The sequence below is a fragment of the Bacillus sp. UNC438CL73TsuS30 genome (assembly GCF_000482325.1).
Taxonomy (GTDB): Bacteria; Bacillota; Bacilli; order Bacillales; family Cytobacillaceae; genus Neobacillus.
In genome coordinates, this window is record NZ_KI535298.1 from 100,717 (window position 1) to 127,587 (window position 26,871).

Below are 26,871 nucleotides of genomic sequence, written 5' to 3' on the forward strand. Positions count from 1 at the left end.
TTACCTTCCCCCTTTTAACCTTGCTCTGACGGCATCAACATCCTTATCCCCACGCCCTGACAAGCAAACAACCAAATGTTCTGATTCTTTCATTTCAGCAGCAAGTTTGACTGCAAATGCAACTGCATGAGAGCTTTCTAATGCAGGGATAATTCCCTCTTGTTTTGATAAAAGCTGAAAAGCATCAAGGGCCTCTTGATCGGTAATCGAGTTGTAAATCGCACGACCGCTTTCATGTAAATAGCTATGTTCCGGCCCAATACCCGGATAGTCAAGACCTGCAGAAATCGAGTGAGCTTCGATAATTTGTCCGTCATCATCCTGTAATAGATACATAAGTGCACCATGTAATACTCCGGGACTTCCGCTTGTTAATGAAGCAGCATGAAAACCGGTTTCAATCCCCTGCCCTGCGGCTTCAACTCCATACAATTTAACTTCTTCATTTTCAATAAATGGATAAAACATTCCCATGGCATTGCTTCCACCGCCAATACAGGCAACCACTGCCTCCGGAAGTTTGCCTTCTTTTTCAAAAAATTGCTGTTTCGTTTCCTTTCCAATCACACTTTGAAAATCACGAACAATCATCGGGAACGGGTGCGGACCTGATACAGAGCCTAATAGATAGTGAGTATCATCAACATTTGCCACCCAGTAGCGAAGCGCCTCATTTACCGCATCTTTTAAGGTTGAACTTCCGGTCGTCACACTGACTACCTTTGCTCCAAGTAATTCCATACGATATACATTCAGTGCCTGGCGTTTGATATCCTCCGCTCCCATAAAAATAATACAATCAAGATTTAGCAGTGCACATACCGTTGCCGTCGCTACTCCATGCTGGCCGGCACCTGTTTCTGCAACAATTTTTCTTTTCCCCATCCGAACCGCTAAAAGGGCCTGGCCAATTGCATTGTTGATCTTGTGTGCTCCAGTATGATTTAAATCCTCTCTTTTTAGATAGATTTTTGCACCGCCGGCATATTTCGTTAGATTTTCAGCAAAATAGAGCGGTGTCTCCCTGCCGACATAATCCTTTAAAAGCTGATTAATCTCTTCCTGAAAAGATGGATCCCCTTTTGCAATTTTATATGCCTCTTCTAGTTCCGTAACAGCCTTCATCAGTGTTTCCGGGACAAATCTACCGCCAAAAATGCCGAAGTGCCCTTTTTCATTTGGTAATGTATAACTTGTCATACTGTTGTCCTCCTTGTAAGGCTTCCCTTTGCCTTTTCAATAAATAGTTTAATTTTTTGAAGATCTTTCTTTCCGTCTGTTTCGACCCCGCTTGAAACATCAACCATATCAGGCTGGATGGTTTGGATTGCTTCCTCCACATTCTCCTGATGTAATCCACCGGCTAAAATAATCTTCTTTTCCTTAAGAACATCAAGATTAATGTTTTTCCAATTAAAGGCGAGTCCATTTCCCCCCCGGTACTTTCCTTTTGGTCCATCAAGCAGGAGGTATTCACACGGATAATTTTTAATCTCCTCGAGGGTTTCGTCCGATTCAATACTCGCAGCCTTTATTACCGGTAATGTCAATCTTTCACTTAACGATGCTGCTTCATCTCCATGTAGTTGGATATGAGTTAATCCAGTGAAGTTAGCAATCTTCTCTATTCCCTCCAAGGTTTCATTGACAAACACTCCGACCTTCATAACATCAGAAGGCAGCTTTTCAATGATGTCCTTTGCCTTATCAAGTTCTACTTTTCGTTTACTCTCTGCAAAAACGAAGCCAATCGCATCTGCACCATAGGCAACAGCAGCTAGTGCAGTGTCAGCGTCACGAATCCCGCATATTTTCACCTTCATTGCTCCACACCCCTTGCAAGAGGAAGACGAAAATTAACCAATGATTGATTTACATCTGTGCTGACCATTAATGCTTCCCCGACTAGAATACCGTTCGCACCTGCTTTTCTAACCCTATCAACATCTTCGATTGAATGGATACCACTTTCACTAATAAGAAACGCTCCACTTTCTTTAACGAGTGCTGCCAAGTTTTCTGTTACTTCAAGAGACACATTAAAAGTCTTTAAATCCCTATTATTAACTCCAATAAGTTTTACACCTAATTTTAGGGCGGTCTGCAACTCCTCCAAGTTATGGACTTCTACTAAGACTTCTAATCCAAGGCTTGTTGCATATTGATAAAGTTGCATTAGTTTGTTCTCATCCAGTGCAGCAACAATTAATAAAATGATGTCAGCCCCATTTGCAGCAGCATGATCAATTTGAACTGAATCGATCATGAAATCCTTACAAAGGATCGGCAGTTCTACTGCTTCCCTAACTGATTTTAAGTCTGAAAAGGCACCTTGAAAGAAGGTTTGATCGGTTAAAACCGAGATGGCAGAGGCGCCGGAACGTTCGTATTGCCTCGCCTGTTCTGCTGGAGTAAGTGCTTGGTTAATGATCCCTTTTGACGGTGAAGCACGTTTAAATTCTGCAATAATCGAAATTTCCTCCGCCTTCTCGAGCTTACGAATAAAAGATTTTCTATCCTCTAAAATGGGAGGAAGGTTTGGTCTCGTTTCTTGAAGAATCGGAAGCTCTTGTTTTTTTTGTTCAATAATCCGGTCTAATATCGTTCCCATTTAGATTGCCTCCCTCTGCCCTGTTGCAGTTTTCTCAATTAATTGTTGAAGTTTCTCGTAAGCGGCGCCTGAATCTATTACCTCTCTAGCTTGATTGATGCCGTCCTGAATGGAGACAGCCTTTCCTGTTGTATAGATTCCAAGGCCCGCGTTCAATAATACTGTATCCCGATAAGCTCCTTTTTCCCCTTTTAGTACTCGCACTAAGATTTCGGCATTTTCCCTCGAATCTCCGCCTTTTATCTCGCTGTTATCATAATGTGGAAGCCCAACTTCCTCTGGTGAAAAAGTAAATTTTGTGATATTGCCATTTTCTAAAATACTTAAATGATTTTCGCCCTGGAGGGATGCTTCGTCCATATACCCGGCACCATTTAAGACAATCGCCCGCTTCCGGCCTAGTTTGTGCAGCACTTCCGCAAACACCGGCAGCAAGTCGCGTCGGTAAACCCCTAATAATTGAAAATCTAAATCAATCGGATTGGTTAGTGGTCCTATAAAGTTAAACACCGTTGGAATTCTTAACTGCTTACGAACCAGCCCAATTTTTTTAAGTTTTGGATGGACATTTGGGGCAAACAAAAAGGCAATGCCCACCTCATCTATCACTTCTTCGATTCGTTCTGGTGCTAAATCTAAATTGATTCCGAGTTTCTCCAGAACATCCGCACTTCCTGTTTTGCTCGAAATACTTCTATTTCCATGCTTGGCAACCGGTATTCCTGCCCCGGCAATTACAAAAGCAGAGGTGGTACTAACATTAAAACTTGATGATCCGTCTCCTCCTGTCCCACAATTATCCAGAACATTCGGAAACTTCTTTTTAAAGCTTAGGGTATTTTCCTTCAATGCCCTTACAATACCGGTGATTTCTTCCACTGTTTCTCCTTTTGACTTTAACCCCATTAAAAAGGCGGCAATCTCACTTTCTGATACTTCCTCACAGAGGATATTGTCAATTGCTTCTTTCATTTCGTTTTCAGTGAACGATTTTTTTTCAGCTAATTGGAGTAAATAATTTTTCATCACGATTCATCCTTTCTATGTCATTTAAGAAATTTTTAAGGATACCTTTTCCAGTTGGTGTCCCAATTGATTCAGGGTGGAACTGAAGCCCATACACCGAATAATGCCTGTGTTTAATCGCCATTACCTCTTGGTCATCCATTGAAATTGCAACCGATTCAAATTCTTCTGGAAGACTATTTTTTTCAATCACTAACGAGTGATAACGCATTACCTCTAATGGGGATGATAAGTATTCAAATAGCCCACAGCTGCTATGTGTGATAAAAGACGTTTTCCCATGCTTAATTGAATCAGCCCGTGTAATATTTGCCCCAAAAGCATAACCAATCGCCTGATGTCCAAGGCAAATCCCTAATATAGGAACCTTTTGATAAAACTCCTTAATTACTTCGACGCAAATCCCGGCGTCCTCCGGTCTGCCAGGTCCGGGTGAAAGAATAATGGCTTTAGGATTTAACTCCTTCAGCTGTTCTATTGTAAGTTGATTATTGCGAATGACAGTTGCTTTTTCTCCCAATTCACCAAGATATTGGTAAAGGTTAAATGTAAAAGAATCAAAATTATCGATTAGTACAATCATTTTTCACCCTCCAAAAATGATTTCAATTTATTTACAGTCTCCTCGTATTCGGACTCCGGATTAGAGTCGTGAACGATGCCTGCGCCGGCCTGAATATAGGCATTTCCATCTTTCAAAATCATCGTCCTTATTGCTAAGGCAAAATCCATATTACCGTTTGCGGAAAGGTATCCGATCGCTCCTGAATAAAGACCGCGCTTTGATTCTTCTAAGGAATTTATGATTTCCATTGCTCTAATTTTTGGTGCCCCGGAAACTGTTCCTGCCGGCAAGCATGCTGCCAACGCATCAAGAGCTTTGTTTTGGGAAGTTAATTGCCCACTGATTTCTGAAACCAAATGGATGACATGGCGGAATTTTTCAACAGCCATATATTTATCAACTGTAACAGTTCCAAATTCGCAAACCCTGCCAAGATCATTTCTTCCAAGATCGACAAGCATTTTATGTTCAGCTAATTCTTTTTCATCTGCCAGCAGTTCTTTTTCAATTAATTGGTCATCTTCAGGACTTGTTCCTCTTCTTTTTGTCCCGGCAATCGGATTTGCGATCACCTGTGTTTCCCTAACCTTAATCAAACTTTCCGGTGACGATCCAATGACCGTGTATGGTTCAAAATCAATATAAAACATATAAGGAGTAGGATTATTCGCACGATGTTTACGGTATACGGATAATGGCGTTCCTTGAAATGCTGACTTCATCCGCCTTGAAAGGACAACCTGAAAGATATCTCCGGCAAGGATATGTTCCTTTGCCTTTTTCACATTATTGATAAAAGTCTCCTTCGTTGTCTCTGACTCATAACCGTTAAACTGGCAGTGTTCCTCTTCAAGAAAATAATCAGGTTGTTTTAACTCTTCGACTCTTTCCATAATTCTTTTTTCAATTTGAACTGGATCGGAGTCCTCTAAAATCGGCAAGCCGCAAACCGTAACCTTTTCCTGAAGGTGATCAAAGACCATTAATTCTTCGTAAAACATCAAATGGACATCCGGCATATTTAAGCTGTTCTCTAAGCTTGGGCCAATATCTTCATACTGCCGGACAATATCATAACCAACATACCCGACAGCCCCCCCGATAAATGGAAATGGAGTATCATTTATTTCCATTTTTGGGAGCAGTCTTTTTAAAATCTCTAACGGATTTCCTTGGAGGATTGTTTCTTCGCCATTGCGTTTTATTAATTGAGCATGATCACCTGTTGCAATTAATTCCAGGGCAGGATCTGCTCCAATAAAGGAATAACGTCCGGAGTCATTATATTTATGGGAACTTTCTAATAAAAATTTCTTTCTGCCGCTTATTTTTTTTAATATAGAAATCGGTGTCAGGGTATCCCCTTTTAATTCCTGAACCAAAAAGTTACTTTTTGTTTTCATTCCATTTGTGCTCCTTTCAAAATAAAAAAAATCGCCCTCTATGGATGCATTTTAAAATTTCATGCATCCATAGAGGGCGATTCTTAAACCGCGGTGCCACCTCCGTTTGAAACAGACCTCACAACCTGTTTCCTCTTTCAGATACAGGACATATTCGTCCGATATCCTATCCTTATAACGGTGGAACTCCGTGCAGTCCTACTGATCTAAGGAAGCATTTTCGCTTCCAGCGTTCAAACTGCATCTCGCAAGTCCATTCCACAAATTTCTTCTTACCGGGCTCTCACCCTCCCCGGCTCTCTGGAAAGAATCAAAAATGTGTACTCCTCTTGCTTAACGATTTCAATATTTATTTTTTCAAAACAAAAAGGGCCCCCCATCCAAAAAGGACGAGAGACCCGTGGTGCCACCTTTATTAGCTAAAAAATTAGCTCACTTTACCGATATCGAAGCAGGTTAAAAACTGCTTGAATATCTGTCTCATGTAACGATGAGATTTCCGCCAAAGCCTACTACGCCATTTTGGGGTTCGGTTTGGGGCTCAGAAGTCCATTCACCATTACGTCTACACTGATTCGCACCATCCATCAGCTCTCTAAAGAATCCGTAAAAGTTACTACTCTTCATCAATGCCGTATCAATCTTTATTAATTGTTTTTAATGATAATCACTTTCCAACCGTTTGTCAACCATCAATTTTGGAATTTTCGAAATTGAATCTCAGGTCTAATTCCATTTAAAGGATTTTGGGTTCCTAATTATTTTGGCTCAAATAAGCCAATATTAACAGTAGCACATTATGAAGGCGGGATAGAAGGGTAATGGAACATATCGAGCAAATTTGCCCAAGTCCACGGGCAGTGAAAAAGAAATCATCATCGGCCGGAAAAAATAAATCTGGTGAAATATCTAAGCAAAAGTGGGCCATTGTTTCTCTTTCCTCCATTCCATTGGTGATGACATTAGGGAATTCCATGTTAATACCTGTTTTGCCTGCAATGGAAAAAAAATTAAATATTTCTTCGTTTCAAACGAGTATGGTTATAACGGTTTACTCAATCGTTGCCATTTTTTTAATACCTGTCGCAGGTTACTTGTCCGATCACATCGGCAGAAAAAAAGTCATTATTCCCAGCCTCATCATTGCTGGTATTGGCGGAATAATTTCAGGATGGGCCGCTTGGAAATTTGACAATGCGTATTGGCTCATCTTACTGGGGCGCTCCCTGCAAGGGGTTGGTGCTGCAGGTGCAGCACCCATTGTCATGCCACTAGTAGGAGACATGTTTAAAAATGACGATGACGTCAGCACCTGCCTCGGTCTGATTGAAACATCCAATACATTTGGGAAGGTGTTAAGTCCGATTTTGGGAGCTTTTTTAGCCGGTTTTATCTGGTTTTTACCATTTTTCTCTTTTCCGTTATTTTGCGGGATTTCCGTGATTCTCATGATATTTTTAGTTAAGTGTCCTAAATCAACTCAAAAACCAATTCCGTTTAAACAATTTTTCCAAAATGTAAAGAAAACCTTTACCCAGGAAGGAAAATGGTTATATGCCATTTTCTTTATTGGCGGAATCTTAATGCTTATTCTATTTGGAATTCTGTTTTATCTTTCGGAAATTTTCGAAAAAGAATATGGGATTCACGACTTGAAAAAAGGGTTCTTTTTAGCATTACCACTTGGCGCCCTTTGCTTATCATCTTTTATTTCAGGAAAAATCATTAAAGAAAATAAAGTTTTAATGAAATGGTTAACGTTTGGCGGAATTGTGGCAGCAGCTTTGTCCATTGCCGCCCTTTGGTTCTCGATCAAGTTATGGTTCATGATTACGATGTTTTTAATTAGCGGAGTAGGGATTGGTGCAGGGCTTCCGTGTTTGGATGCTTTAATTACCGAAGGAATTGAGAAAAAAGAACGTGGAACGATTACCTCGATTTATAGTTCGATGAGATTTATTGGGGTGGCTGCCGGTCCTCCACTGATTGCCTTGCTCATGAAGCAGTCCAATCATTGGATTTTTATTTTGCTAAGCGGGCTAAGTATCATTGCTGCAATTGTTGCTTTAATGGCGATTAAGCCGGAGACGGAGGGGCAGAAATAAACGCTGGAATTTTTTCCAGCGTTTTTTATTTTATCAGTCTTCCTTTAATCGAGGCTTGGTCGGGTCACAGTTTGGTTTATCAACATTTGTTGATTCCGCCAATTTCATTAGGTAATAACATTCTTCCCTAAACATATGGTCCGCCATTAACGGAGAGAAAGTACCTAAAGCCTGGGCGCTTAATTCGAGTTCTTCAATTTCTTGAAGGAAGTTTTGAAATAACTTAATTTCTAATGTTACATCTGAATTTAATTTTTCTAATGCCGGATAATTGGTGAGTTGTGTTCTTAGAAAACCCGCCATTTCAACTGCCTTTAGGTAAAAATCTTCAAAATGCTTTGTATAAGAATCACTTTTTTCTTTTAACTTTTTTTCCACACTATCCAGGTTGGAGGAAATCGCGCTCGCATGCCCTGCAGCATCCAATATCCATACGAGATGATGGTGCAGTTCGTGGTAGATAGGGGGGATTTCTTGGGACTTTAAGTGTTTTAAAATCCGCACATATTCCTCAAGTTCATTTACCATGTGATTTAGAAAAGATGGCGATAAATGGATTTTTATTTTACTAGTTAGATGTCTTTTGATTAAATTCAGCTTAAAGTCGCGCAGCCTAAGGGTTTCAGTTTCTGCCTTTTCAGTTAATTGGTTAATATCCGCGGATTTAGCTTGTTCAAGAAGATTATCAAATGAATGATTAAATTCTGATGCAATTTGAATTTCATTTTTTTCTACAGGAGCTAATGCTTCGTGGATAAATCGGGAATGATCACCTAATATTTGCAGCCAAAACCGATGCTCGAATCTGGCGGTTCTCTCATAAACACCGTTCATATCTTCTTCTCCCCCTTATTAAAAATCCAATTAAAAGTTTATTCCGTTTTCTTGAAAAAATGTTAACAAAGGATTCATATTTCTTCCTGTGGAGTGAAAGATTTTTAGATAAAATTTACTTGAAGCATTAAAAGAAAAGATGTGAAGGTTGTATTTTTAATAGTATTGGTTTTTTTACAATCAGAGAGGAGCGAAGTATGCCTTTTAAAGCGCGAATTGAGTCAGATGATTTAAAAAGATTTAAAATTTTGAATGGACGGATGGAACTCACGGCTGATGAAAAAAGGTACCTTTCAAGCCTCATAAAAGGTTTTGAGGGTGAAGTTAAGTTCGATTTGTTAACTGAAAAACTGAATAGTAAACCACTTATTTTAAATGATTTGTTATTGGAAGTAGGAAACACAAAATTTCAGATTGATTCCTCTCTTATTTTCCAAGAAACTTTACATTTTTTTGAGGTGAAGAATCATGAAGGCGATTATATTTACGACCCTGAAAATTTCCGTAGTGTTTCAGGAAACACTATTCAAAATCCTTTAGACCAACTAAAACGGAGTAAGGTCCTCCTTCGGCAACTTTTGAAGAATCTTGGATATAATCTCCCAATTGAAGGACATGTTGTTTTTATTAACCCCGAGTTTTTGTTATATAATGCCCCTCCAGAATTGCCGTTCATTTTCTCACCTCAGATTAATCGGTTTATGAAAAAACTAGATACGAAGTCATCCAAGATAAATCAGTGGCATATGAAGATTGCAAGCCAATTGGCAGCAATGCATCTCGATAAGTTGTCCTTGATTAAATTACCATCCTATCAAAATGCTCCGTTAATAATGGGGCCAATATGTAAAGTATGTAACTCTTTTTTTATGTCTCCGCAAGGACACCGTTTATTATGTAATGATTGCGGATGTAGCGAGACAGCTGAAATTGCTGTATTACGCTATGTTGAGGAACTCAAGCTTTTATTTCCACTTCGGAAAATTACCACGAACGAGCTATTTTATTGGTGTGGGGGTGTGATTTCGAAGAAGAGAATTTGCAAGATTTTGGGGAAATATCTACAGGTTCAAGGGGTTCATCAATGGACTTTTTTTGAGTAGAAGAATTATATATTGACCAGCTTGAAGAAGATGATTTTAAAGGTCTTCTTTAGGTTTTTGTTCATCATCTTATTGGTGAAGGATGTTTTTATGGGTATCTTTAGCTTTTTGTCCTTCATCCGCTTGATGAAAGACGTTTTCACGGCTATCCTCCGGTTTTCGTCTTTCATCCCTTTTATGAAGGATGTTTTTACGGGGACCCTCCGGTTTTCGTCCTTCATCCACTTGTTGAAGGACGTTTTCACGGCTATCCTCCGGTTTTCGTCCTTCATCTCCTTGATGAAGGACGTTTTCATGGGTATCCATGGCATTTCGTCCTTCATCCTCTTTATGAAGGACGTTTTCTTGGATATCCATGGTATTTCGTCCTTCATCCTCTTTATGAAGGACGTTTTCTCGGATATCCTTGGCATTTCGTCCTTCATCTCCTTTATGAAGGACGTTTTCATGGGTATCCATGGCATTTCGTCCTTCATCCACTTTATGAAGGACGTTTTCTCGAATATCCTTCGTTTTTCGTCCTTCATCCTTTTTATGAAGGACGTTTTCTCGGATTCCTTGGCATTTCGATCTTCATCTCCTTTATGAAGGACGTTTTCACCGCCATCCTCCGTTTTTGTCCTTCATCCCCTGAATCTTTCCCCATCTTTCTTTCAAACGACAAAAAACCGGCAGCACCCCCGCTGCCGGCTCTACATTCACTATTCAGACTTCACAGGCTTCTTTAGAATCCCAAGTAACACAGCCGTCACAACAGCACCAACAAAGATCGCTAATGCGTACTGAAGTGCCCCGCCTTCAACTAATGGAACTACGAAGATTCCGCCATGCGGTGCACGAAGACCGATTCCAAACGCCATAGACATCGCACCTGAAATTGCTGAACCTACCATCACAGATGGAATTACACGAAGCGGGTCTGCTGCCGCAAATGGAATCGCTCCTTCCGTAATGAAAGATAGACCCATTACATAACAAGCCTTACCTGCATCACGGTCCTCCTTATTAAACTTCTTCTTAAATAGTGTCGTTGCAATCGCGATACCAAGCGGCGGCACCATACCTGCTGCCATAATCGCTGCCATTGGCTCATAGACACCGTTCGCTAGTAACCCGGTACCAAATACATAGGCTGCCTTATTGATCGGGCCACCCATATCAAACGACATCATCAAACCTAACACAATTCCTAGTAAAACAGCATTTCCTGTTCCAAGACCTGTTAACCAATGAGTAATTTCTTTATTTAACCAGGTAACCGGATGGTTGACTGCAAAGAGCATGATAAATCCGGTAATCCCAATCCCAAATAAAGGATAGAGCAGAATACTTTTAATTCCTTCCAATGACTGTGGAAGACCAGCAAATACCTTTTTCAAAAGAACCACAACATAACCCGCAAGGAAACCTGCAATCATCCCGCCAAGGAAACCAGCGCCGCTTGATGCTGCCATCATACCGCCAACCATACCAGGCGCAAATCCAGGACGATCGGCAATGCTAAGTGCAATGAAACCAGCCAAAACAGGTACAATTAAACCAAATGCATTTCCACCGCCGATGGTCATCAATGCTTCGGCAATTTTATTATAGGATGGATCATCTGGTTTAAACGAGTTATAGCCAAACATAAAACAGATAGCGATTAAAATACCGCCCCCAACAACAAATGGAAGCATGTTGGAAACACCATTCATTAAATGCTTATAGAAGCCTTTTCTTCCACTTGAATCGGCACCGCTATTCTCACTTTTGCCGCCATTCCCCGAATAAACTGGTGCATCTTGCTTTAAAGCACGCTCAATCAAATTTTGCGGCTTGCGAATACCATCGGCAACGGCCGTCTGAATCACATGCTTACCTTTAAATCTTTCCATTTCCACATTGATGTCAGCAGCAATAATAACAGCTACGGCATTCTCAATTTCCTCTTTTGTTAAAACATTCTTCGCTCCACCGGAACCATTGGTTTCAACCTTGATGTCAACACCCATTTCCGCTGCCTTAGCTTTTAAAGAATCAGCTGCCATATAAGTGTGGGCAATCCCCGTGGGACATCCCGTAACCGCTACAATGGCATTCTTTTTATTTGACACATCTTGTTCTTCTTCATCTTCCTGGTCATAAAAATTGATAACCTCAAGGACATCAGCAGCAGAAACAGCATGAAGTAACTTTTCACGTACTTCCTGTTTCATTAATAAACCTGAAAGGCGTGCAAGTGCTTCAAGGTGGGTATTATTCGCGCCTTCTGGTGCTGCAATCATAAAGAACAAATGGGCAGGCTGTCCATCTAATGATTGATAATCTACACCGGAAGTGGATTTACCAAAAACAATGGCTGCTTCTCTTACCGCTTTTACTTTCGCATGAGGGATCGCAATCCCGTCACCAATTCCCGTTGTACTCTGCTCTTCACGTTTTAGAATGGCTGCCTTAAACTCTTCACGGTTCGTAATTTTATTGGCCTTAAATAGCACATCAACAAGTTGGTCGATAGCTTCTTCTTTCCCCTGGCCATCTATATTTAGCAGAATAGTATTCTTTGTGAGCAATTCTGTAATTTTCATAGCTTCTCCTCCTAATTAATCTCTCTAATTTTTACCTGTTCAAGGAGTTCTTCAATTAAATCTTTTGTACACAAGCCGAGTGAAAAGGCGGTTGCGCTGCCTGCGGCAACACTATATTGAAATGCCTTTTTCACACTCGAAGTTTTTTGATATTCAGCCAAAAAGCCTGCCACCATTGAATCTCCGGCACCAACCGAATTTTTTACCACGCCTTTAGGCACTTCGGCAATGAGGGCCATTTCGTTATTTATAAAAACAGCCCCTTCACCCGCAAGTGAAACAATCACGTTTTTAGCCCCCATATCAATTAACTTCTTTCCAAATGGGATGACATCTTTACAGCTTGAAAGAGTAGTTTGAAATAAATCGCCAAGCTCGTGATGGTTTGGTTTTATTAAAAATGGTTGGTAAGGAAGAACTTTTTTTAACAAGTCGCCCTCAGCGTCAACAACAAATTCAGCCTTACTTTCCTTACAAATCTTTACCAACTCTTCATATGTGGTCACTGGCATTGTCGAAGGAATACTTCCCGCGAGGACCAATAGATCCTTTTCAGTTAAATGGGTAATTTTCTCCCTTAATTCTCTGAAATTTTCTTCGGAAATCCTTGGACCGTTCGCATTGATTTCGGTCTCGTCACCAGTTTTCAACTTAATATTGATTCGAGTATCTTCGTTTACTTTGATAAAATCCGTTTCTATTTTTTCATTTTGCAGATATTCTTCAATGTATCTTCCGGTAAAACCACCGTTGAAGCCTAAAGCCCTGCTTGTTTGACCTAATTGGCTTAAAACCCTGGAAACATTGATTCCCTTACCGCCAGGAAACTTTGTTTCCCTTGTTGTTCGATTCAGTTCTCCTAACTGAATGCTTTCAAGTTGAACGATATAATCAACTGAAGGGTTTAAGGTTAATGTATAAATCATGCTGTCACGACCTTTATTGTAGTTCTATTTTTATATTGTGTTTGGGTTTCATCGTCAAGATCATTGGTTATCACCACAGCCTCCGAGATATCGGCTATTTTTGCAAAGGCAACTTCCGAAAACTTGGAGTCGTCTGCTAAGACGTATGCTTCTCTTGAGAGAGAAATGGCTTTATGTTTCACCATTGCCTCTTCTTGATCTGGTGTTGTAAAACCAAACTGCGAATGGATTCCATTTACCCCCATAAAGCATTTATCGAACCGATAAAGATCAAGACTTGCTAATGCTCCCCTGCCGATAATTGCGTTTGTGTTTAGCTTTGCAAATCCCCCAATTAAATAGGTTGGAATTCCTTTACTTAGTAATGGCATTAAATGAGTTAGACCATTTGTAACGACAACAATGTCAGTTAGATTTAAGAATTCTACCATTTCAAGAACTGTTGACCCGGCATCAAGATAAATGCAGTCGCCTTTTTCTACCAAACTTGCAGCATATTGGGCGATTCTCCGTTTTTCTTGAAGGTTTTTGGCTGACTTTTCAATCATGCTCGGTTCTTGCAGCTTTCCTTGCAGTCTTGATGCACCGCCATGAATTCTTTTTAATTGTTTTTCCTTCTCTAATTGTGATAAATCGCGTCGGATTGTTGACTCAGATGTATTGGTAAGGTCCACAATCTCCTGGATTTTAACGATATTCTGTTCCTTTAAAAGTTGTAAAATCAGCCGATGACGTTCTGGTGTTAACAAGTCATCACCACCTATAATTATTGTTCTTGATTCTATATTACTGAAACCGATTGCAAAAATCAATCACTTTCTATCAAAAACAATCATTTCTTGAATGCTATTGCATGTTTTTGAGAGAAATAATGATTGTTTTGCAAAAAACTAGATGGAAATAAAATATTGTGGTATAATTTCTGATGTTATTGGGATTTGCGGGTGTAGTTCAATGGTAGAACTCCAGCTTCCCAAGCTGGCGGTGCGGGTTCGATTCCCGTCACCCGCTCCAATGGAGAAGTACCCAAGTGGTTATAAGGGGGCGCACTCGAAATGCGCTAGGACGGGCAACCGCCCGAGTGAGTTCGAATCTCATCTTCCCCTCCATACATATTGTTTCAATAAACACTTTAAAATAAAGTGTTTTTTTTATTAATCACGGAATCTTAGTTCTATAAAAAATTGTGTATAATAAGAAAGAGTTTATACATAAGCAAAGGATGATAAATTTGAACATTACTGATCATACAGTTGAAAAACTTGAAGATCCATTTGGTCTACTTTCCGGCGATCGCTATGAATTTTTCCTTCAACTAGAAATTGATGAAGAGGATGAACTTTATTCGGAAAAAGGGATAGGCTTAAGGGTAATCTTCGTAATGGATGAAAATGAGGAGAAAATCACGAATTATCATTTTTACGAAAGAGGAACAGAGAAAGTTCTCGATTTTGCCTTAGAAGAAGACGAGGAAGCTTTAGTTATCGCCTATTGCAAAGAAAATATTGGGGAATAATAAAAAGCAGGGGCGAAAACCCCCTGCTTTTTATATTTTACATAAAGTTTTTACTATGGTTATGGATAACCTGTAATTCTCTAGTTGCCTGTTTCATTTCACTTTTACAAATTGGGCAAAGTGGTACTTCACTGCTTTTAAAATTATCGCGTATCCAGCATTTACAATTTTCCGAAGTACATTCCCAAACCTTTGTTTCTTCTAATTTTACTTCCACATCATTTCTTCTGCCGAAAGCCAAAATTCTTCACTCCTTGCGCTTATTATCGTCCAAAAAGTTTCCAAATAAAAAAGCCCTAGAGCAAAATCAAAAAACATGCATCCTTGTATTCTATTCCCAATCAATAGGTTTTAGAATTAGGATATAGATAAAAAGGTGATGCATTTCACGAGCATCACCTTTTATTTAAAAGATTAAACTGTTTTTACGTTAGCTGCTTGTGGTCCACGAGCACCTTCAACAATTTCAAAAGAAACCGATTGGCCTTCTTCTAATGTTTTGAAACCTTCAGTTTGAATTGCAGAAAAGTGAACGAATACGTCTTGACCGCCTTCAGCTTCAATAAATCCAAAACCTTTTTCTGCATTAAACCATTTAACTTTACCGTTATTCATGGATCTTACCCCCAACATATTGTTCACTTTAAAGTTAATTTTACATTTAAATATAGAAAAGCCATAACCTCACAAATTGGGGCAATAGACATCACCCACAGTTCGTGTAGCTACGACTACTTAATCCAATAAATATTAACGAACTTAAAGCGTAATTTAATAGTATACTATTTTCCTTTAAAAGTCAAATTTTATAAAAGTACTTGTCATTCATTTCCCCGGAGAAAAACCTCCATGAACTGAACAACAAACTTTTGAAAATCAGCATCTAAGCCGATTTGGTCAAGAGATTCAATTGGTTCAGGATCAGGTTTTGGGCGAAAATCAGCAATGCTTTTCCCTTTTGCCGGACCAGTTTCCTCTACCCTCACTCTTCGCGGAATGTACTGGACAAAATCAGGATTAACTAGAGCCATAAGCGGAACCACATCATGAAGTGGTGCCCCTTTAATACCAGGAACATTTTTTTGATAAGCGTGATAATAATAATCAAATGCTGGTTTTAATAGCGGGCGAAATGGTGTTGGGCTATTTTCTGATAGAAAATGAATTACTTCAGGCGTGATAATAGCACGATTGGTAATATTCAGGGGAAATAAATAAACATTATGGGCTTTTTCCATTACGGAGTTGGCTGCAATTGGGTCTACATAAAAATTCGCCTCTGCTTCAGCTGTTATGTTACCCGGGACTAAAAAAGCCCCTCCCATTATATAAAAAGCTGTCACGTCTTTTAGCGCGTTGTTCCCATATAAAATAAACATCAATGCAAGCTCTGTCAGCCTTCCTACAGAGACAATCACGATATTGCCGCTATATTGCTTAATGATCTCTATAATTTTATTAAAATCATATACCTTTATATTTTTTATATTGTCAGGAGGTTTTATAGGGCCTAACCCTTCCTTCCCATGAATCTCGGGGTAATATTGGACTGGTTCTCCTGATAATGGGCCGGCGCTCCCAGCGATTATCGGGATATCTTCTCTTCCTGCTAAATTTAACAAATAAGCTGTATTCCTAATTGAAATCCCTTTCGGAGTATTTCCATAGCCGCTGACAATCCCGACAAGATTAATTTTCGGATTTAGCAGGGCATACATAATTGCAAAAGAGTCATCGATTCCGGGATCAGTAATCATCAGGACATGAACCATTATTTCACCCCTTTTCTATCTATTGTATTCCTCTACCTGTCTTACATGAAAAAAAACCGATTTGACTTGCATTCAAATCGGCAATTTCTCCTTATGCTTCTTTTTTCACTCTTGAAACGGTCTTTTTCTTTGGGGCAGCAGCTTTTTTCTTTGGTGCTGGGGCTTTTTCCGGTTTAGTGCGATCAATTGATGCCTGCAAGGCTGCCATTAAATCGGTAACGTTTGATGGAGACTCTTTGGCAGCAGGCGTCACCACAGTTTCTTTTTCCATACGTTTGGACTCAATCAATTCTAATAGGGCTGTTCGGTATTCATCTGTATATTTTTCAGGAGTAAAATCAGTTGTTAATTGATCAATGAGCATAATGGCGGTGTCCAATTCCTTTTTCGTGACCTTATCCTCTGATGGAACGCTAGGGACATCACTTGCATTTCGAACTTCATCAGGATAGTGAATGGTTTCCATAACCAATGTATTTTCATACACCCTTATCACGGCCATTTGCTCCTTCGAGCGAATCACAATTTTAGCCAGTCCAACCTTTCCGGTTTCATGAAGGGCTTTACGTAATAACGAGTAAGCTTTACCGCCTCCTTCATTTGGAGACATATAATAACTGCGATCAAAATAAATAGGATCAATTTGTTCCATTTTGACAAAATCAATAATTTCGACCGCTTTATCTTCGTTTTCTTTTCGTAATTTTTCAAGGTCATCATTGTCCAGGACGACAAATTTTCCCTTTGTGTATTCATAGGCTTTGACAATATCCTCAGGTTTGACCTCTTCTTCGCAAACCGTACAAATTTTTTCATACCTGATTGGAGCATGACACTTATTATGAAGAGTCCGAAGCTTAATATCCTTATCCTCTGTTGCCGTATGGAGCTTTATGGGAATATTCACGAGCCCAAAGCTGATACTTCCCTTCCACATCGTATGCATATACTGATTCTCCATTCTTTTTACTGTTATTTTGCTAAACGGACAAACCTGTCATTCCTATAAACAACTGGAAAAGGATGAAGAGAGTCTTTTTGAAACAAAATAAAGCTAAAAAGAAGGGACCATTACAGATGAAACCGATGCTTCCAAGTCTGACATTTGATCGTCCCGTCCATCCTGATTGGCTGTACGAGGTGAAATATGATGGATTCCGTGCATTATTGGAGTGGAATACAGAGGGGATAACTTTAACAAGCAGAAATGGCAAGCCCCTCATTCCACAATTCCCGGAAATAGAAGAATTTTTAATGCAATACCAACGTGAATTTGAACCCTTTTTACCACTGCAGCTGGATGGGGAGCTTGTATTATTGGAAAATCCGTGCAAAGCTAATTTTTCTGGCATTCAAGTACGCGGACGGTTAAAGTCAGAAAAGAAAATTAGCGTACAGGCACAAAATGCACCTTGCCAGCTGATGATATTTGATGCACTTCAATTATCAGGGAAACCCCTTCATGCGGAGCCTTTTACGAAACGAAAAAAAGAACTAATAAAATTGTTTGAGAAGCTCCACTTTATTCAAGAGGCTGATCCTTACTCCAATCAGTTAGTGCAGCTCGTTAAAGCCTATGATGATTTTGAGATGCTTTGGGAAAAAGTTGTTCTTTTTGATGGCGAAGGAATTGTCGCTAAGCAGCAAAACAGCCTATGGGAAGAGGGAAAGCGTTCAATCCAGTGGCTGAAGTATAAAAATTGGAAGTATGTGAGCTGTTTTATCACCTCTTTAGAAAAAACAAATGGGTACTTTTACGTAGGAGTGTATCAGGACAAAAAGATTCATCCGATTGGTCAGGTCCTTTTTGGGTTTAAACCGGAGGAGAAGCAGGCTCTTCAACAAACAATTAAACAAAATAAAATAAAGGAAGATGAGCAGTTTGTTTATGTAGAACCAGCCATTTGCCTTGAGGTCAAATATTTAGAGTTATATGATGGACAGCTCCGTGAGCCGCATTTTGACCGGTTCCGCTTTGACTTAGAGCCTGCAGATTGTACCAATGACCGGTTTTTATTTCAACAAAAAAATCTTCCGGAGGACTTAGACATTTCACACCCGGATAAACCGCTTTGGGATCAGCTAAACATTCAAAAGGCAGATTTTATTCTTTACCTAAGAGAAATATCCCCCTATATGCTGCCCTTTTTGGAAAACCGGCTCTTGACGGTTATTCGTTACCCGCACGGAATGTTCGGGGAACCTTTTTACCAAAAAAATTGTCCCGATTATGCTCCCGAATTTGTGGAAACCTTTAAACATGAAAATATTGACTATATCCTTTGTAATCATCTTAAAACACTAATCTGGCTTGGGAATCAATTGGCCATTGAATTTCATATTCCGTTTCAAACCATTTACAGCAAAGGGCCAAGTGAAATCGTTTTTGATTTAGACCCACCGTCAAAGGATGATTTTCATTTAGCAGTAAAAGCCGCTTTACTTATCAAGGAAGTCCTCGATCAATTGAACCTGATTGGCTTTATTAAAACCTCAGGCAATAAGGGCTTGCAAATTTACCTTCCTTTACCTGAAAATACGTTTACCTATGATGATACAAGGCTGTTCACGAGCTTTATTGCCGACTACTTAATATCACGTGACCCTGATTCGTTTACAATCGAGCGAATGAAAAAGAACCGCGGGAATCGCTTATATGTAGACTATATCCAGCATGGTGAAGGGAAAACGATTGTTGCCCCTTATTCGATGAGAGGAAATGAACGGGGCGGTGTAGCCACACCACTTTACTGGGATGAAGTAAACGAGAAGCTTGAATCGGCGCAATTTACAATGAAAACCGCCTTAACCCGGGTTCGGAAAGAAGGGGACCCGTTTCGAACCTATTTTTCTACAAAACCAGTACAGCCCTTTGCACCAGTTCTCGATGTTCTAAAGAATAATAAAAAAGGATAAGGGAACCCTTATCCTTTCATGATATCATCCAAAAACGCCTGTGCTTCTGACTGAAGTTTTTCGTATGCTGCCTGTTCTCCAAGATCTTCTTTAGAGTTTACTGTAAATGTTTCCTCAGCAAAATTTACATCAATAGAAGCAGTATAAAGATACGTTGCATTACCAATTAAATCAATGTGGTAACTTCCGTTGTTTTCATGAACCACACATTGAACCTTACCACCATTATTATAAACATTTACGGCCTTTTCAAAATCATTTAACCCATTCAAGCAGGTAACTAGGGTGGAGGCAGACATTGCCGTTCCGCAGGCATTGGTAAAACCAACTCCCCGCTCGAACGTCCTCACATAAATATTCCCTTTGTCCAAGGCTTTTACAAAGCTTACATTGACTCCATCAGGAAATAAAACATTCGGCCCATTTACCTTTTCGCTGAGATCTTTTTGAAGATCTGATTGAATTTGCTCTGTTTCTACAATCGTAATTAAATGCGGGTTGGGAACTGCTAAGGCAGTAAAGGTTAATTCGTGAGATAACTCTGGAATTTTTTTATTTCGTAAGTCAGGCTGATCTAATTGTAAAGGTAAATCCTCCAATAAAAATGAAACAGGAGAGATCTCTACTTGATACGTTGTTACATCCGGGAAAATATCCTTCTTTTTGCTCACCTTTAAGTCGGTCTTCATTGTTTCAATATTCGCTTCCTTCTGATCCCGCATCTCACAAATATAACGGGAAACAAGACGAAGTCCATTTCCACACATCGAGGCTTCCGAACCATCTGAATTAAAAACTCTCATTCTTCCGTCCTTATTTTCACTTTTCAACATGAATAGAATTCCATCTGCCCCGAGTTCAGAGTTTCGGTTACATAAAACCTTTGCCAAATCGGCCCTTTCCTTTTCAGAAAATGTATAGGAATTAGAAATCTCATCGATTAAAAGAAAATCATTACCTGAACCGTGCCCTTTAATTAAGTTGATTTGCACTTTAAAACCCTCCAGCATCACGTAATTGCATTTATTCATTATAGTATCAAATTCTGGTAGGGAAGGGAACTTAAACCTGCTAATTATCTTTCTATAAAATATTCGTTTATGAGAAAAGACATTTGTAAAAGCTTGTCACTTTCTGAAATGCCTTCCGCAAATGAAAGAACCGGTGTATTTGGCTCCGGAAATAAATCACTCCATTCCACTGGCATCCAGCCCCTGCGCAAACGTCCCAATTGGTGGTTAGCTGAATTAATGATTTTCTCATCCATAAAAAGGGAAGCACCTTCTACTGCTCCAATGAACCTTTCATTTGCGTCAAAAAGTTCCTTCTTATATTTTCGAGCATTCAATTTCCGGATTTGATAAAATCCTTGATAAACTTTGTTTCGGTCAAATACCTCAATTTTTTTGTATTTACCCTTTTTAACCTTATAAATCCCAATTAATTGATGATTCATATCGTTTAGGGCATATATTTTTGAAAAGACTGGAAAATCAAATTTCTTGCCTCGGTATTTTTTGATCTCTCCTGCTAGGTTTCCATCGGGAAAATAGAGCTGCAACCGCTTCGGTAAATAAACGGCTAATAAATGCCCCGTTTCAAAAATGGAATGGTAGAAACTGCTGGATTTCAACAAGTTTATCTTTATTAATAGTGCTTGTCTTACCTTGAATAAATAGATTTGAAAGCTGATGAAGCTGTAAATGAGAAAGGGGATGGTTAACAGCATCATTTTCTTGTTCTGAAAAAAAGAAAGATCTATTATTATAATTAGAAATGCGGGTACTAGTGCAGCGATGCTACCATTTAGACTGATGCTAGCAGATTCGCGATAATATTTATCTATTTTCATTATGAAAACTCCTTATCCATTCCTCTTATATCAGTCTATTAAATAATTCTAAGAAAAATGATAGAAGATTTCCTCTTTAAATCAAAAAAGAGACCCGCAAAAGTCTCTTAATTAGTTGATTGCACATATTTTACTATTTTCCCGCTTAATGCTTTGGCATCCTCATAGCCCTGGTTATATAACTCCTCTAAACGCACTGGATTTCGTTCCATTCTGCCTACCTGGAGCGGCTTTAATGGCCGGATAATAAAAACATTTCCCTTCTCCTCTTCTTTTTCTAAAAAAGCGAGAGTGTCGTTATACATTCGATACCGATCCCTTAAAGCCCTTTGCAGCCCTTTATAGTCAGGATATTTTCGGTTAACAAGGAAATGGAACTTCGAAGGCTTTTTCCGATAGTCCATATTTCTTGTAAGAATCACAATATTTTTCTTAAAGCCATCTGATTGTGCTTTTTTAATTGGAATTGGATCGCTAATTCCACCATCAAGCAAAATTTTATTTTGATAGGTTATTTCAGGTGCAATAAATGGAAGCGAACTCGATGCCCGTAAAACAGTCAGTAGTTCTTGGCCATAATCTCTTTTATTGAAATAAACCGCTTCCCCTGTTAAGCAATCGGTTGCTCCCACAACAAATTCAGAGGGACCGTTATAAAAGACATCATAATGATAGGGAACATGTTGATTGGGGATTTCATCGAAGATAAAATCCATTCCAAAAAACTGACGATTTTTAAAATAATTTCTCCAAGATATATATCGCGGATCCGAAGCATACTGAATTGTTACGGTCTTATTTCTTCCCTTTTGGTTTGACAAATAAGATGCTGCATTACACGCCCCTGCAGAGACACCGATTACATAAGGAAAAAATAATTGATTTTCTAAAAAGTATTCAAGAACGCCCGCCGTATAAACACCACGCATTCCCCCGCCCTCAAGAACCAAACCGACTCCATTTAACACATTGCTTCGTCCCTTTCCTCTATTTTTATCATGTTTATTCTGTCATATTAGGACGAATTTGAAAACTGAAATGCCTCTTATGCTGCCAGCTCTTTTTTTCGAAAAATAAAAATACTTAAGGCTAGAAGAATGAGAATACTTGCAATCGCGAGCAAACATGCCGGCAGAGTATAATCCGATAATTTGCCTATTAATACTAAATCGTTCGCATATTTTGTTAACATTGCTGGGCTCCATTCCAGCCAATCGGAAAGAGAGCTTGATACCAAACTTAAAATAATCACGACCAAAAGCGAGACAAAACCAGCCACACCAGGAACGAGATGAGCTGCACTAAAAAACAAGGCGATGGTTAAAATTACGGTAAACCATAGACCATAAAAAAAGAATGCTTGAAAGGCTTCGCCAGCTGCGACCCAATCAAATAATATCCCGGTATAATACCAAGTTGCAGCCGAACCGATAAAAAAAGATACCCATATTAGTAGGAGCGCCCCCACCCATTTCGCTGTTACAAAAGAGCGGTATGAAACCGGTTTAACTAAAATCATGGCAGCTACGCCGCTTTTTCTTTCACCGGCAATTAGCGCCATTGTCGTTAGAACAATAATTAACACTCCTAAGGAGGAATATTCACTTAAACCACTAACAAATACCTCCTGTGCGGATGGTTTTGGAATTTCAATCTTTGCTCCCTCTGGCAGATTCCCTAATGAGTCAAGAATCTGCGGCAAATAATAAGAGGATAACGGTTTTTGCACACCTAGCAGAATAAACGTGATTGGCACCCAAATCCATTTGAAATTTCTCCACATTTCTAATAGCTCCTTATTAAGGAGCGTAATCCATTGGCTCATTTTCCCACCACCTTCATAAACACATCTTCAAGCGTCATGCTGCTGATTTCAAATTTTTCAAGCGGCCAGTTTTGTTCCAAAATTTCTTTTAGAAAGACTTGTCTAGCTTTTTCAATATCGTTCACGGTTACACTTAGTCGATTGCCTTCAATGGAGACTGTTTTAGTGTTCGGATTTATCCAAAAAACATCTGCATATGGCTCGGCCTTTCCTTTGAAAAACAAATCAATTCTAGACTGTTGATGGCGTTCCCTTAATTCCTCCATGGTTCCGGATTCAACAATTAGACCATTATGTAAAAACAGGATCTCATCACTAACCTCTTCCGCATCATTTAAAATATGAGTGGAAAAAAGGATGGTGGTTTCTCTTTTCAGCCCTTCCAATAAATCCAGCACCTCTCTTCGCCCAATCGGATCCAGTGCTGAAACAGGCTCATCGAGCATGATCATCTGCGGACGATGGATAAGGGCCTGTGCAATGCCTAAGCGCTGTTTCATTCCCCCTGAATATTTGCCTACCCTTCGATTTTTTGCATCTGAAATCCCAACAAGCTCAAGGAGTTCAAGTGAATGTTCCTTTGCTTCTTTATTCGTTAAGCCCCCCAATTTCCCAACATACCGAAGGAATTCAAGACCACTCATCCATTCATAATAAACTGGAAATTGAGGAAGATAACCAATGATATGACGGATATCTCCATCTTTTTTCGCACCAGAAAAGTTTATTGTCCCGGAAGTCGGTTTCATTAGGCCCGCTAACATCCTAAGCGTCGTGGTCTTCCCTGCGCCGTTTGGGCCTAATAGGGCAATACATTTTCCTTTATCTAAATGAAAATCAAGACCTTTAATTACCTCGTTCCCTTGGAAACTCTTTTTTAATCCTGTAATTTGAATAAGGGACATCAGCTTTTACTCCTTCCGATTACAAAATAAAGAATCGGTCCAATAGGATTAAAGAATAAACTTAGCAATACCCAAAGCCACTTAGGTCCATTGGTTTTTTCAATACGAATGATATCCACCAATACAACGATTACTAAAATTAACTCAATCACCAGAATAGGCGCTAGAAGTGCCCAGTTAATATTTGCCATGCTATCTCCCCCTTTTTTCTGTTTATATATATATGACGTTTGACCTAGAAAAACGTTTCAGAACCCGGCAAATATTTATACCAGGTTCTGAAAAATTTTTCTATTGAATTAACCGAAAGATCCATGGAAACCGGTATTCTTGACCTTCGTACGCTTTTATAGCAGCTATGATGGTAAAGACGACCGCTGCAATCCCTAAAACCCACAAAGCAATAATACCGATAATGATGATTGTTAATATCCCGCCTATAATACAATAAATGGTATAGGAAATAAAAAAGTTAAAGTACTCTTTCCCATGATAATCAATGAAGGATGATTCGTCTTTTTTGATTAACCAAATGACTAATGGTCCAATAATCGGAAAAATAAAACTAACTATATAAAGAACTGCTGCCAAGAGCCTTTCTTCACTTTTAACCATTTAAGCACCTCCCTCTCCCTAAAAAATTCTTTCTTTTATAAGTACGCTCTATTTTGGAAAAGATTTCATTCTTTCTGGTAAAATCCGCTTATTATTTTCAGGCTTGCTAACAGAGTACACGGGCAAAATAACCTAAAAAGAAATTTAATGAACACAAGTTTCAAAATTGGGCTTTTTTGCATATAAAAGAATAAAAGTTATTGCTCGGAACATTTTTAACTTTTCGGAAAATATACGGCTTGGTAAAATAGTTAAATACATGAAATATAGGAAGAAAGGTTTAAATATGACGAAAATACTTTTGAAGAATGCAACGGTATATCCGATTACCGCCAACCCTATTCATTCAGGGGACGTTTTAATTGAAGATGGAAAAATCGCTAAAGTTGGCCAGCATATCATCACCGATTCGGAAGTTAAAATAATTGATTGTGGAAATGCCTATCTTTTACCAGGTTTTATTGATGTCCATACACACCTTGGACTTTATGACGAAGGTACGGGCTGGGCGGGAAACGATGCGAATGAAACAGCAGAAGCCCTAACCCCGCATATACGTGCTTTCGACGGTGCCTACCCACTAGATGCCGCATTTACGGATGCTGTTCGGAGCGGGATTACAACCGTTCATATTATGCCGGGAAGCGCAAATATCATCGGAGGGACCACATCGGTGATTAAAACAACTGGCAAAAATATTAAAAAAATGCTTATTCAAGAGATTGCGGGATTAAAAATCGCTCTAGGTGAAAACCCAAAAAGAATCCATAGCCATGGAAATAGTGACTCCATTACTAGGATGGGCATCATGGGCAAGCTCCGTGAAGCATTTTATCAGGCCATTTACGCTGATAACCCAGAAGATCTAAGGATTGCACCCATTGTCATGGCACTGAAAAGGGAGATCCCCGTTCGAATCCATGCCCACCGGGCGGACGATATCATTACAGCCACCCGTTTTGCGGAAGAATTTAATCTGGATCTGAGAATTGAGCATTGTACAGAGGGGCATTTAATTGCAAATGAATTAGCAGGGATGAACCTAAAGGTATCCGTTGGCCCAACCTTAACAAGGAGGTCCAAGGTTGAACTAAAAAATAAAACATGGAAAACCTATCAGGAACTTACCAATAATGGGGTAGAAGTTTCCATTACCACAGATCACCCTTATACTCCGATTCAATATTTGAATATTTGTGCAGGAATTGCAGTAAGAGAAGGTCTTCCGGAACAAAAAGCATTAGAGGGGATTACGATTTTTCCGGCAAAAAATTTAAAAATTGATGACCGTCTCGGAAGTATTGAAGAAGGAAAAGATGCTGACCTTGTATTATGGAGCCACCATCCTTTCCATTATCTAGCAAAACCAAAATGGACAATGATAGGTGGAGAAATGGTTTTCGAAGAGGCAAAAACTTTGTAGAAAATTGGCAAAAAATTTCAGTAAAAAAACAAACAAAAACCTATTTATTTTTCGGTTTTTTTTATGGTATCATACTTTTGATGATACTAATGGTAACTTGAATTTGGGGGACAATTTTAATCTTTATTTTTCAAAAAAAATGATATAGGGAAGGCAAATGGTGCGCCACCAGTTTACTGGTTCTAGTGGGTTCGATTCCCACCCCGAAATTTTTTAGCAATTCTAATAAAAAATTTCGAGGGTGGGCCGTTTTCTTTTGACATGGGATCGGATTGCCCTAATGGAGGGATATTCATGCTGAAGAAAAGAGATCTTCACGACAGCCACACACTTTATGAACTAATGACGCATCCAGATGTCTTCCCTTTTGTTCGTCAGAAAGCAGCATCCTATGACGAATTCTTATTCGTGACAAAGAAAACCATTGAAGCTGAAGAACGTGGTGAATTAATCTCCCGCACTATTCTTGATGAATGGAGTTCCCCTATTGGTACAATTAATCTATTTGATATTGAAGAAAATGCCGGATTTTTGGGAACTTGGCTAGGTAAACCTTATCATGGAAAAGGGTATAATAATCCTGCGAAAGAGGCTTTTTTCAGTGAGCTTTTCTACGAAATGGGAATTGAAACGATTTATATGCGCATCCGCAAGATCAATATCCGTTCGATTAAAGCAGCGGAAAAACTACCATATGTCATAAAAGCAAATGAAACACGAAAATCACTGTATGAGCAATTAAATGCTAATGGTGAGGTTTACGATTTATATGAAATTCCAAAAGATCAATATACCTTCTATATAATGAGAAACGACTCTCTTCAAACAGATTCCACTCATTTATTGGAAGCATAAAAGCAATCGGCGGTAGCCGATTGCTTTTTTTACAAGAAAAAAGACTAGC

The 26,871-nt window shown here is 39.2% G+C and carries 28 protein-coding genes, 2 tRNA genes and 2 other annotated features; of the genes, 8 read left to right on the top strand and 22 right to left on the bottom strand.

Annotation, left to right across the window (positions count from 1 at the left end; translation table 11 throughout):
* The 6 genes from trpB to trpE are packed head-to-tail and all read right to left on the bottom strand — an operon-like array spanning position 1 to position 5,605.
* On the bottom strand, positions 1 to 1,200 hold the full coding sequence (trpB, locus tag M028_RS0126580) for a tryptophan synthase subunit beta (protein ID WP_026576559.1): 1,200 nt from the start codon (positions 1,198 to 1,200) through the stop codon (positions 1 to 3).
* Positions 1,197 to 1,823, bottom strand: coding sequence for a phosphoribosylanthranilate isomerase (locus M028_RS0126585; protein WP_026576560.1), 627 nt, complete (start codon positions 1,821 to 1,823; stop codon positions 1,197 to 1,199). The genes trpB and M028_RS0126585 overlap by 4 nt, the downstream gene beginning before the upstream one ends.
* Positions 1,820 to 2,611, bottom strand: coding sequence for an indole-3-glycerol phosphate synthase TrpC (trpC, locus tag M028_RS0126590; RefSeq protein ID WP_026576561.1), 792 nt, complete (start codon positions 2,609 to 2,611; stop codon positions 1,820 to 1,822). Before trpC ends, M028_RS0126585 begins: the two co-directional genes overlap by 4 nt.
* Positions 2,612 to 3,637, bottom strand: coding sequence for an anthranilate phosphoribosyltransferase (gene trpD / locus M028_RS0126595; RefSeq protein WP_026576562.1), 1,026 nt, complete (start codon positions 3,635 to 3,637; stop codon positions 2,612 to 2,614).
* Entirely contained in the window at positions 3,609 to 4,220 is a 612-nt protein-coding gene (locus tag M028_RS0126600; protein ID WP_026576563.1) for an anthranilate synthase component II, read from the bottom strand. The genes trpD and M028_RS0126600 overlap by 29 nt, the downstream gene beginning before the upstream one ends.
* Complete coding sequence (gene trpE / locus M028_RS0126605; RefSeq protein WP_026576564.1) at positions 4,217 to 5,605, bottom strand: anthranilate synthase component I; 1,389 nt, start codon at positions 5,603 to 5,605, stop codon at positions 4,217 to 4,219. The genes M028_RS0126600 and trpE overlap by 4 nt, the downstream gene beginning before the upstream one ends.
* 69 nt (positions 5,606 to 5,674) lie before the next feature.
* Positions 5,675 to 5,951: a binding site (T-box leader), on the bottom strand.
* Between the two features lie 36 nt (positions 5,952 to 5,987).
* Positions 5,988 to 6,244: a binding site (T-box leader), on the bottom strand.
* A 182-nt stretch (positions 6,245 to 6,426) separates the two neighbouring features.
* Here trpE and M028_RS0126610 point away from each other — a divergent pair.
* Complete coding sequence (locus tag M028_RS0126610; RefSeq protein ID WP_026576565.1) at positions 6,427 to 7,710, top strand: MFS transporter; 1,284 nt, start codon at positions 6,427 to 6,429, stop codon at positions 7,708 to 7,710.
* 33 nt (positions 7,711 to 7,743) lie between these two features.
* On the opposite strand, the gene M028_RS0126615 is transcribed toward M028_RS0126610, so the two are convergent.
* The gene (locus M028_RS0126615; protein ID WP_026576566.1) at positions 7,744 to 8,544 is read right to left on the bottom strand and encodes a DUF2935 domain-containing protein; all 801 of its coding nucleotides are present in this window, start codon (positions 8,542 to 8,544) and stop codon (positions 7,744 to 7,746) included.
* Positions 8,545 to 8,741: 197 nt separating this feature from the next.
* On the opposite strand from M028_RS0126615, the gene M028_RS0126620 reads away from it, so the two are divergent.
* Positions 8,742 to 9,647, top strand: coding sequence for a nuclease-related domain-containing protein (locus M028_RS0126620; RefSeq protein WP_026576567.1), 906 nt, complete (start codon positions 8,742 to 8,744; stop codon positions 9,645 to 9,647).
* Between the two features lie 69 nt (positions 9,648 to 9,716).
* Here M028_RS0126620 and M028_RS0126625 read toward each other — a convergent pair whose 3' ends face one another.
* The 4 genes from M028_RS0126625 to M028_RS0126645 all read right to left on the bottom strand — a co-directional run bounded on the left by M028_RS0126625 (position 9,717) and on the right by M028_RS0126645 (position 13,892).
* Positions 9,717 to 10,106, bottom strand: coding sequence for a hypothetical protein (locus M028_RS0126625; protein WP_026576568.1), 390 nt, complete (start codon positions 10,104 to 10,106; stop codon positions 9,717 to 9,719).
* A 242-nt stretch (positions 10,107 to 10,348) separates the two neighbouring features.
* Positions 10,349 to 12,217, bottom strand: a complete 1,869-nt coding sequence (locus M028_RS0126635) for a PTS fructose transporter subunit IIABC (protein ID WP_026576569.1) — start codon at positions 12,215 to 12,217, stop codon at positions 10,349 to 10,351.
* A gap of 11 nt (positions 12,218 to 12,228) precedes the next feature.
* Positions 12,229 to 13,143: a 1-phosphofructokinase gene (gene pfkB / locus M028_RS0126640; RefSeq protein ID WP_026576570.1), complete on the bottom strand. Its 915-nt coding sequence runs from the start codon at positions 13,141 to 13,143 to the stop codon at positions 12,229 to 12,231.
* Complete coding sequence (locus M028_RS0126645) at positions 13,140 to 13,892, bottom strand: DeoR/GlpR family DNA-binding transcription regulator (protein WP_026576571.1); 753 nt, start codon at positions 13,890 to 13,892, stop codon at positions 13,140 to 13,142. Before M028_RS0126645 ends, pfkB begins: the two co-directional genes overlap by 4 nt.
* A 191-nt stretch (positions 13,893 to 14,083) precedes the next feature.
* Here M028_RS0126645 and M028_RS0126650 point away from each other — a divergent pair.
* The 3 genes from M028_RS0126650 to M028_RS0126660 all read left to right on the top strand — a co-directional run bounded on the left by M028_RS0126650 (position 14,084) and on the right by M028_RS0126660 (position 14,659).
* Positions 14,084 to 14,157, top strand: a tRNA-Gly gene (locus tag M028_RS0126650).
* 2 nt (positions 14,158 to 14,159) lie between these two features.
* Positions 14,160 to 14,252 (top strand) — tRNA-Ser (locus M028_RS0126655).
* A 113-nt stretch (positions 14,253 to 14,365) separates the two neighbouring features.
* The gene (locus M028_RS0126660; RefSeq protein WP_081810904.1) at positions 14,366 to 14,659 is read left to right on the top strand and encodes a DUF6509 family protein; all 294 of its coding nucleotides are present in this window, start codon (positions 14,366 to 14,368) and stop codon (positions 14,657 to 14,659) included.
* A gap of 37 nt (positions 14,660 to 14,696) precedes the next feature.
* On the opposite strand, the gene M028_RS0126665 is transcribed toward M028_RS0126660, so the two are convergent.
* The 4 genes from M028_RS0126665 to ku all read right to left on the bottom strand — a co-directional run bounded on the left by M028_RS0126665 (position 14,697) and on the right by ku (position 17,377).
* Positions 14,697 to 14,900, bottom strand: a complete 204-nt coding sequence (locus M028_RS0126665) for a cold-shock protein (protein ID WP_026576573.1) — start codon at positions 14,898 to 14,900, stop codon at positions 14,697 to 14,699.
* Positions 14,901 to 15,073: 173 nt separating this feature from the next.
* Entirely contained in the window at positions 15,074 to 15,274 is a 201-nt protein-coding gene (locus tag M028_RS0126670; protein WP_026576574.1) for a cold-shock protein, read from the bottom strand.
* A gap of 206 nt (positions 15,275 to 15,480) precedes the next feature.
* A complete protein-coding gene (locus tag M028_RS0126675) occupies positions 15,481 to 16,431 on the bottom strand; it encodes a nucleoside hydrolase (RefSeq protein ID WP_026576575.1) in 951 nt (316 codons plus the stop codon).
* A 91-nt stretch (positions 16,432 to 16,522) separates the two neighbouring features.
* Positions 16,523 to 17,377, bottom strand: a complete 855-nt coding sequence (gene ku, locus M028_RS0126680; protein ID WP_026576576.1) for a non-homologous end joining protein Ku — start codon at positions 17,375 to 17,377, stop codon at positions 16,523 to 16,525.
* 131 nt (positions 17,378 to 17,508) lie between these two features.
* Here ku and M028_RS0126685 point away from each other — a divergent pair, with 131 nt between their 5' ends.
* Positions 17,509 to 19,347 carry a DNA ligase D gene (locus tag M028_RS0126685; RefSeq protein WP_026576577.1) on the top strand — a complete coding sequence of 613 codons (1,839 nt, stop codon included), beginning with the start codon at positions 17,509 to 17,511 and terminating at the stop codon, positions 19,345 to 19,347.
* A gap of 8 nt (positions 19,348 to 19,355) precedes the next feature.
* On the opposite strand, the gene dapF is transcribed toward M028_RS0126685, so the two are convergent.
* The 7 genes from dapF to M028_RS0126720 form a co-directional block, all read right to left on the bottom strand.
* The gene (gene dapF / locus M028_RS0126690; protein ID WP_026576578.1) at positions 19,356 to 20,339 is read right to left on the bottom strand and encodes a diaminopimelate epimerase; all 984 of its coding nucleotides are present in this window, start codon (positions 20,337 to 20,339) and stop codon (positions 19,356 to 19,358) included.
* 83 nt (positions 20,340 to 20,422) lie between these two features.
* Positions 20,423 to 21,199 carry a hypothetical protein gene (locus M028_RS0126695; RefSeq protein WP_026576579.1) on the bottom strand — a complete coding sequence of 259 codons (777 nt, stop codon included), beginning with the start codon at positions 21,197 to 21,199 and terminating at the stop codon, positions 20,423 to 20,425.
* Between the two features lie 107 nt (positions 21,200 to 21,306).
* The gene (locus M028_RS0126700) at positions 21,307 to 22,167 is read right to left on the bottom strand and encodes a patatin-like phospholipase family protein (protein WP_026576580.1); all 861 of its coding nucleotides are present in this window, start codon (positions 22,165 to 22,167) and stop codon (positions 21,307 to 21,309) included.
* A gap of 77 nt (positions 22,168 to 22,244) precedes the next feature.
* Entirely contained in the window at positions 22,245 to 23,024 is a 780-nt protein-coding gene (locus tag M028_RS0126705) for an ABC transporter permease (RefSeq protein WP_026576581.1), read from the bottom strand.
* Positions 23,021 to 23,929: an ABC transporter ATP-binding protein gene (locus M028_RS0126710; protein WP_026576582.1), complete on the bottom strand. Its 909-nt coding sequence runs from the start codon at positions 23,927 to 23,929 to the stop codon at positions 23,021 to 23,023. The genes M028_RS0126705 and M028_RS0126710 overlap by 4 nt, the downstream gene beginning before the upstream one ends.
* Positions 23,929 to 24,120 carry a PLD nuclease N-terminal domain-containing protein gene (locus M028_RS0126715; protein WP_026576583.1) on the bottom strand — a complete coding sequence of 64 codons (192 nt, stop codon included), beginning with the start codon at positions 24,118 to 24,120 and terminating at the stop codon, positions 23,929 to 23,931. Before M028_RS0126715 ends, M028_RS0126710 begins: the two co-directional genes overlap by 1 nt.
* 100 nt (positions 24,121 to 24,220) lie before the next feature.
* Positions 24,221 to 24,544 carry a DUF4870 domain-containing protein gene (locus M028_RS0126720; RefSeq protein ID WP_026576584.1) on the bottom strand — a complete coding sequence of 108 codons (324 nt, stop codon included), beginning with the start codon at positions 24,542 to 24,544 and terminating at the stop codon, positions 24,221 to 24,223.
* A 286-nt stretch (positions 24,545 to 24,830) separates the two neighbouring features.
* Here M028_RS0126720 and M028_RS0126725 point away from each other — a divergent pair, with 286 nt between their 5' ends.
* Both M028_RS0126725 and M028_RS0126730 read left to right on the top strand, forming a co-directional pair.
* A complete protein-coding gene (locus tag M028_RS0126725; RefSeq protein ID WP_026576585.1) occupies positions 24,831 to 25,967 on the top strand; it encodes an amidohydrolase in 1,137 nt (378 codons plus the stop codon).
* Between the two features lie 294 nt (positions 25,968 to 26,261).
* Positions 26,262 to 26,822 (top strand): GNAT family N-acetyltransferase, encoded by a 561-nt coding sequence (locus M028_RS0126730; RefSeq protein WP_026576586.1) that lies wholly within the window; start codon positions 26,262 to 26,264, stop codon positions 26,820 to 26,822.
* Positions 26,823 to 26,871 lie beyond the last annotated feature (49 nt).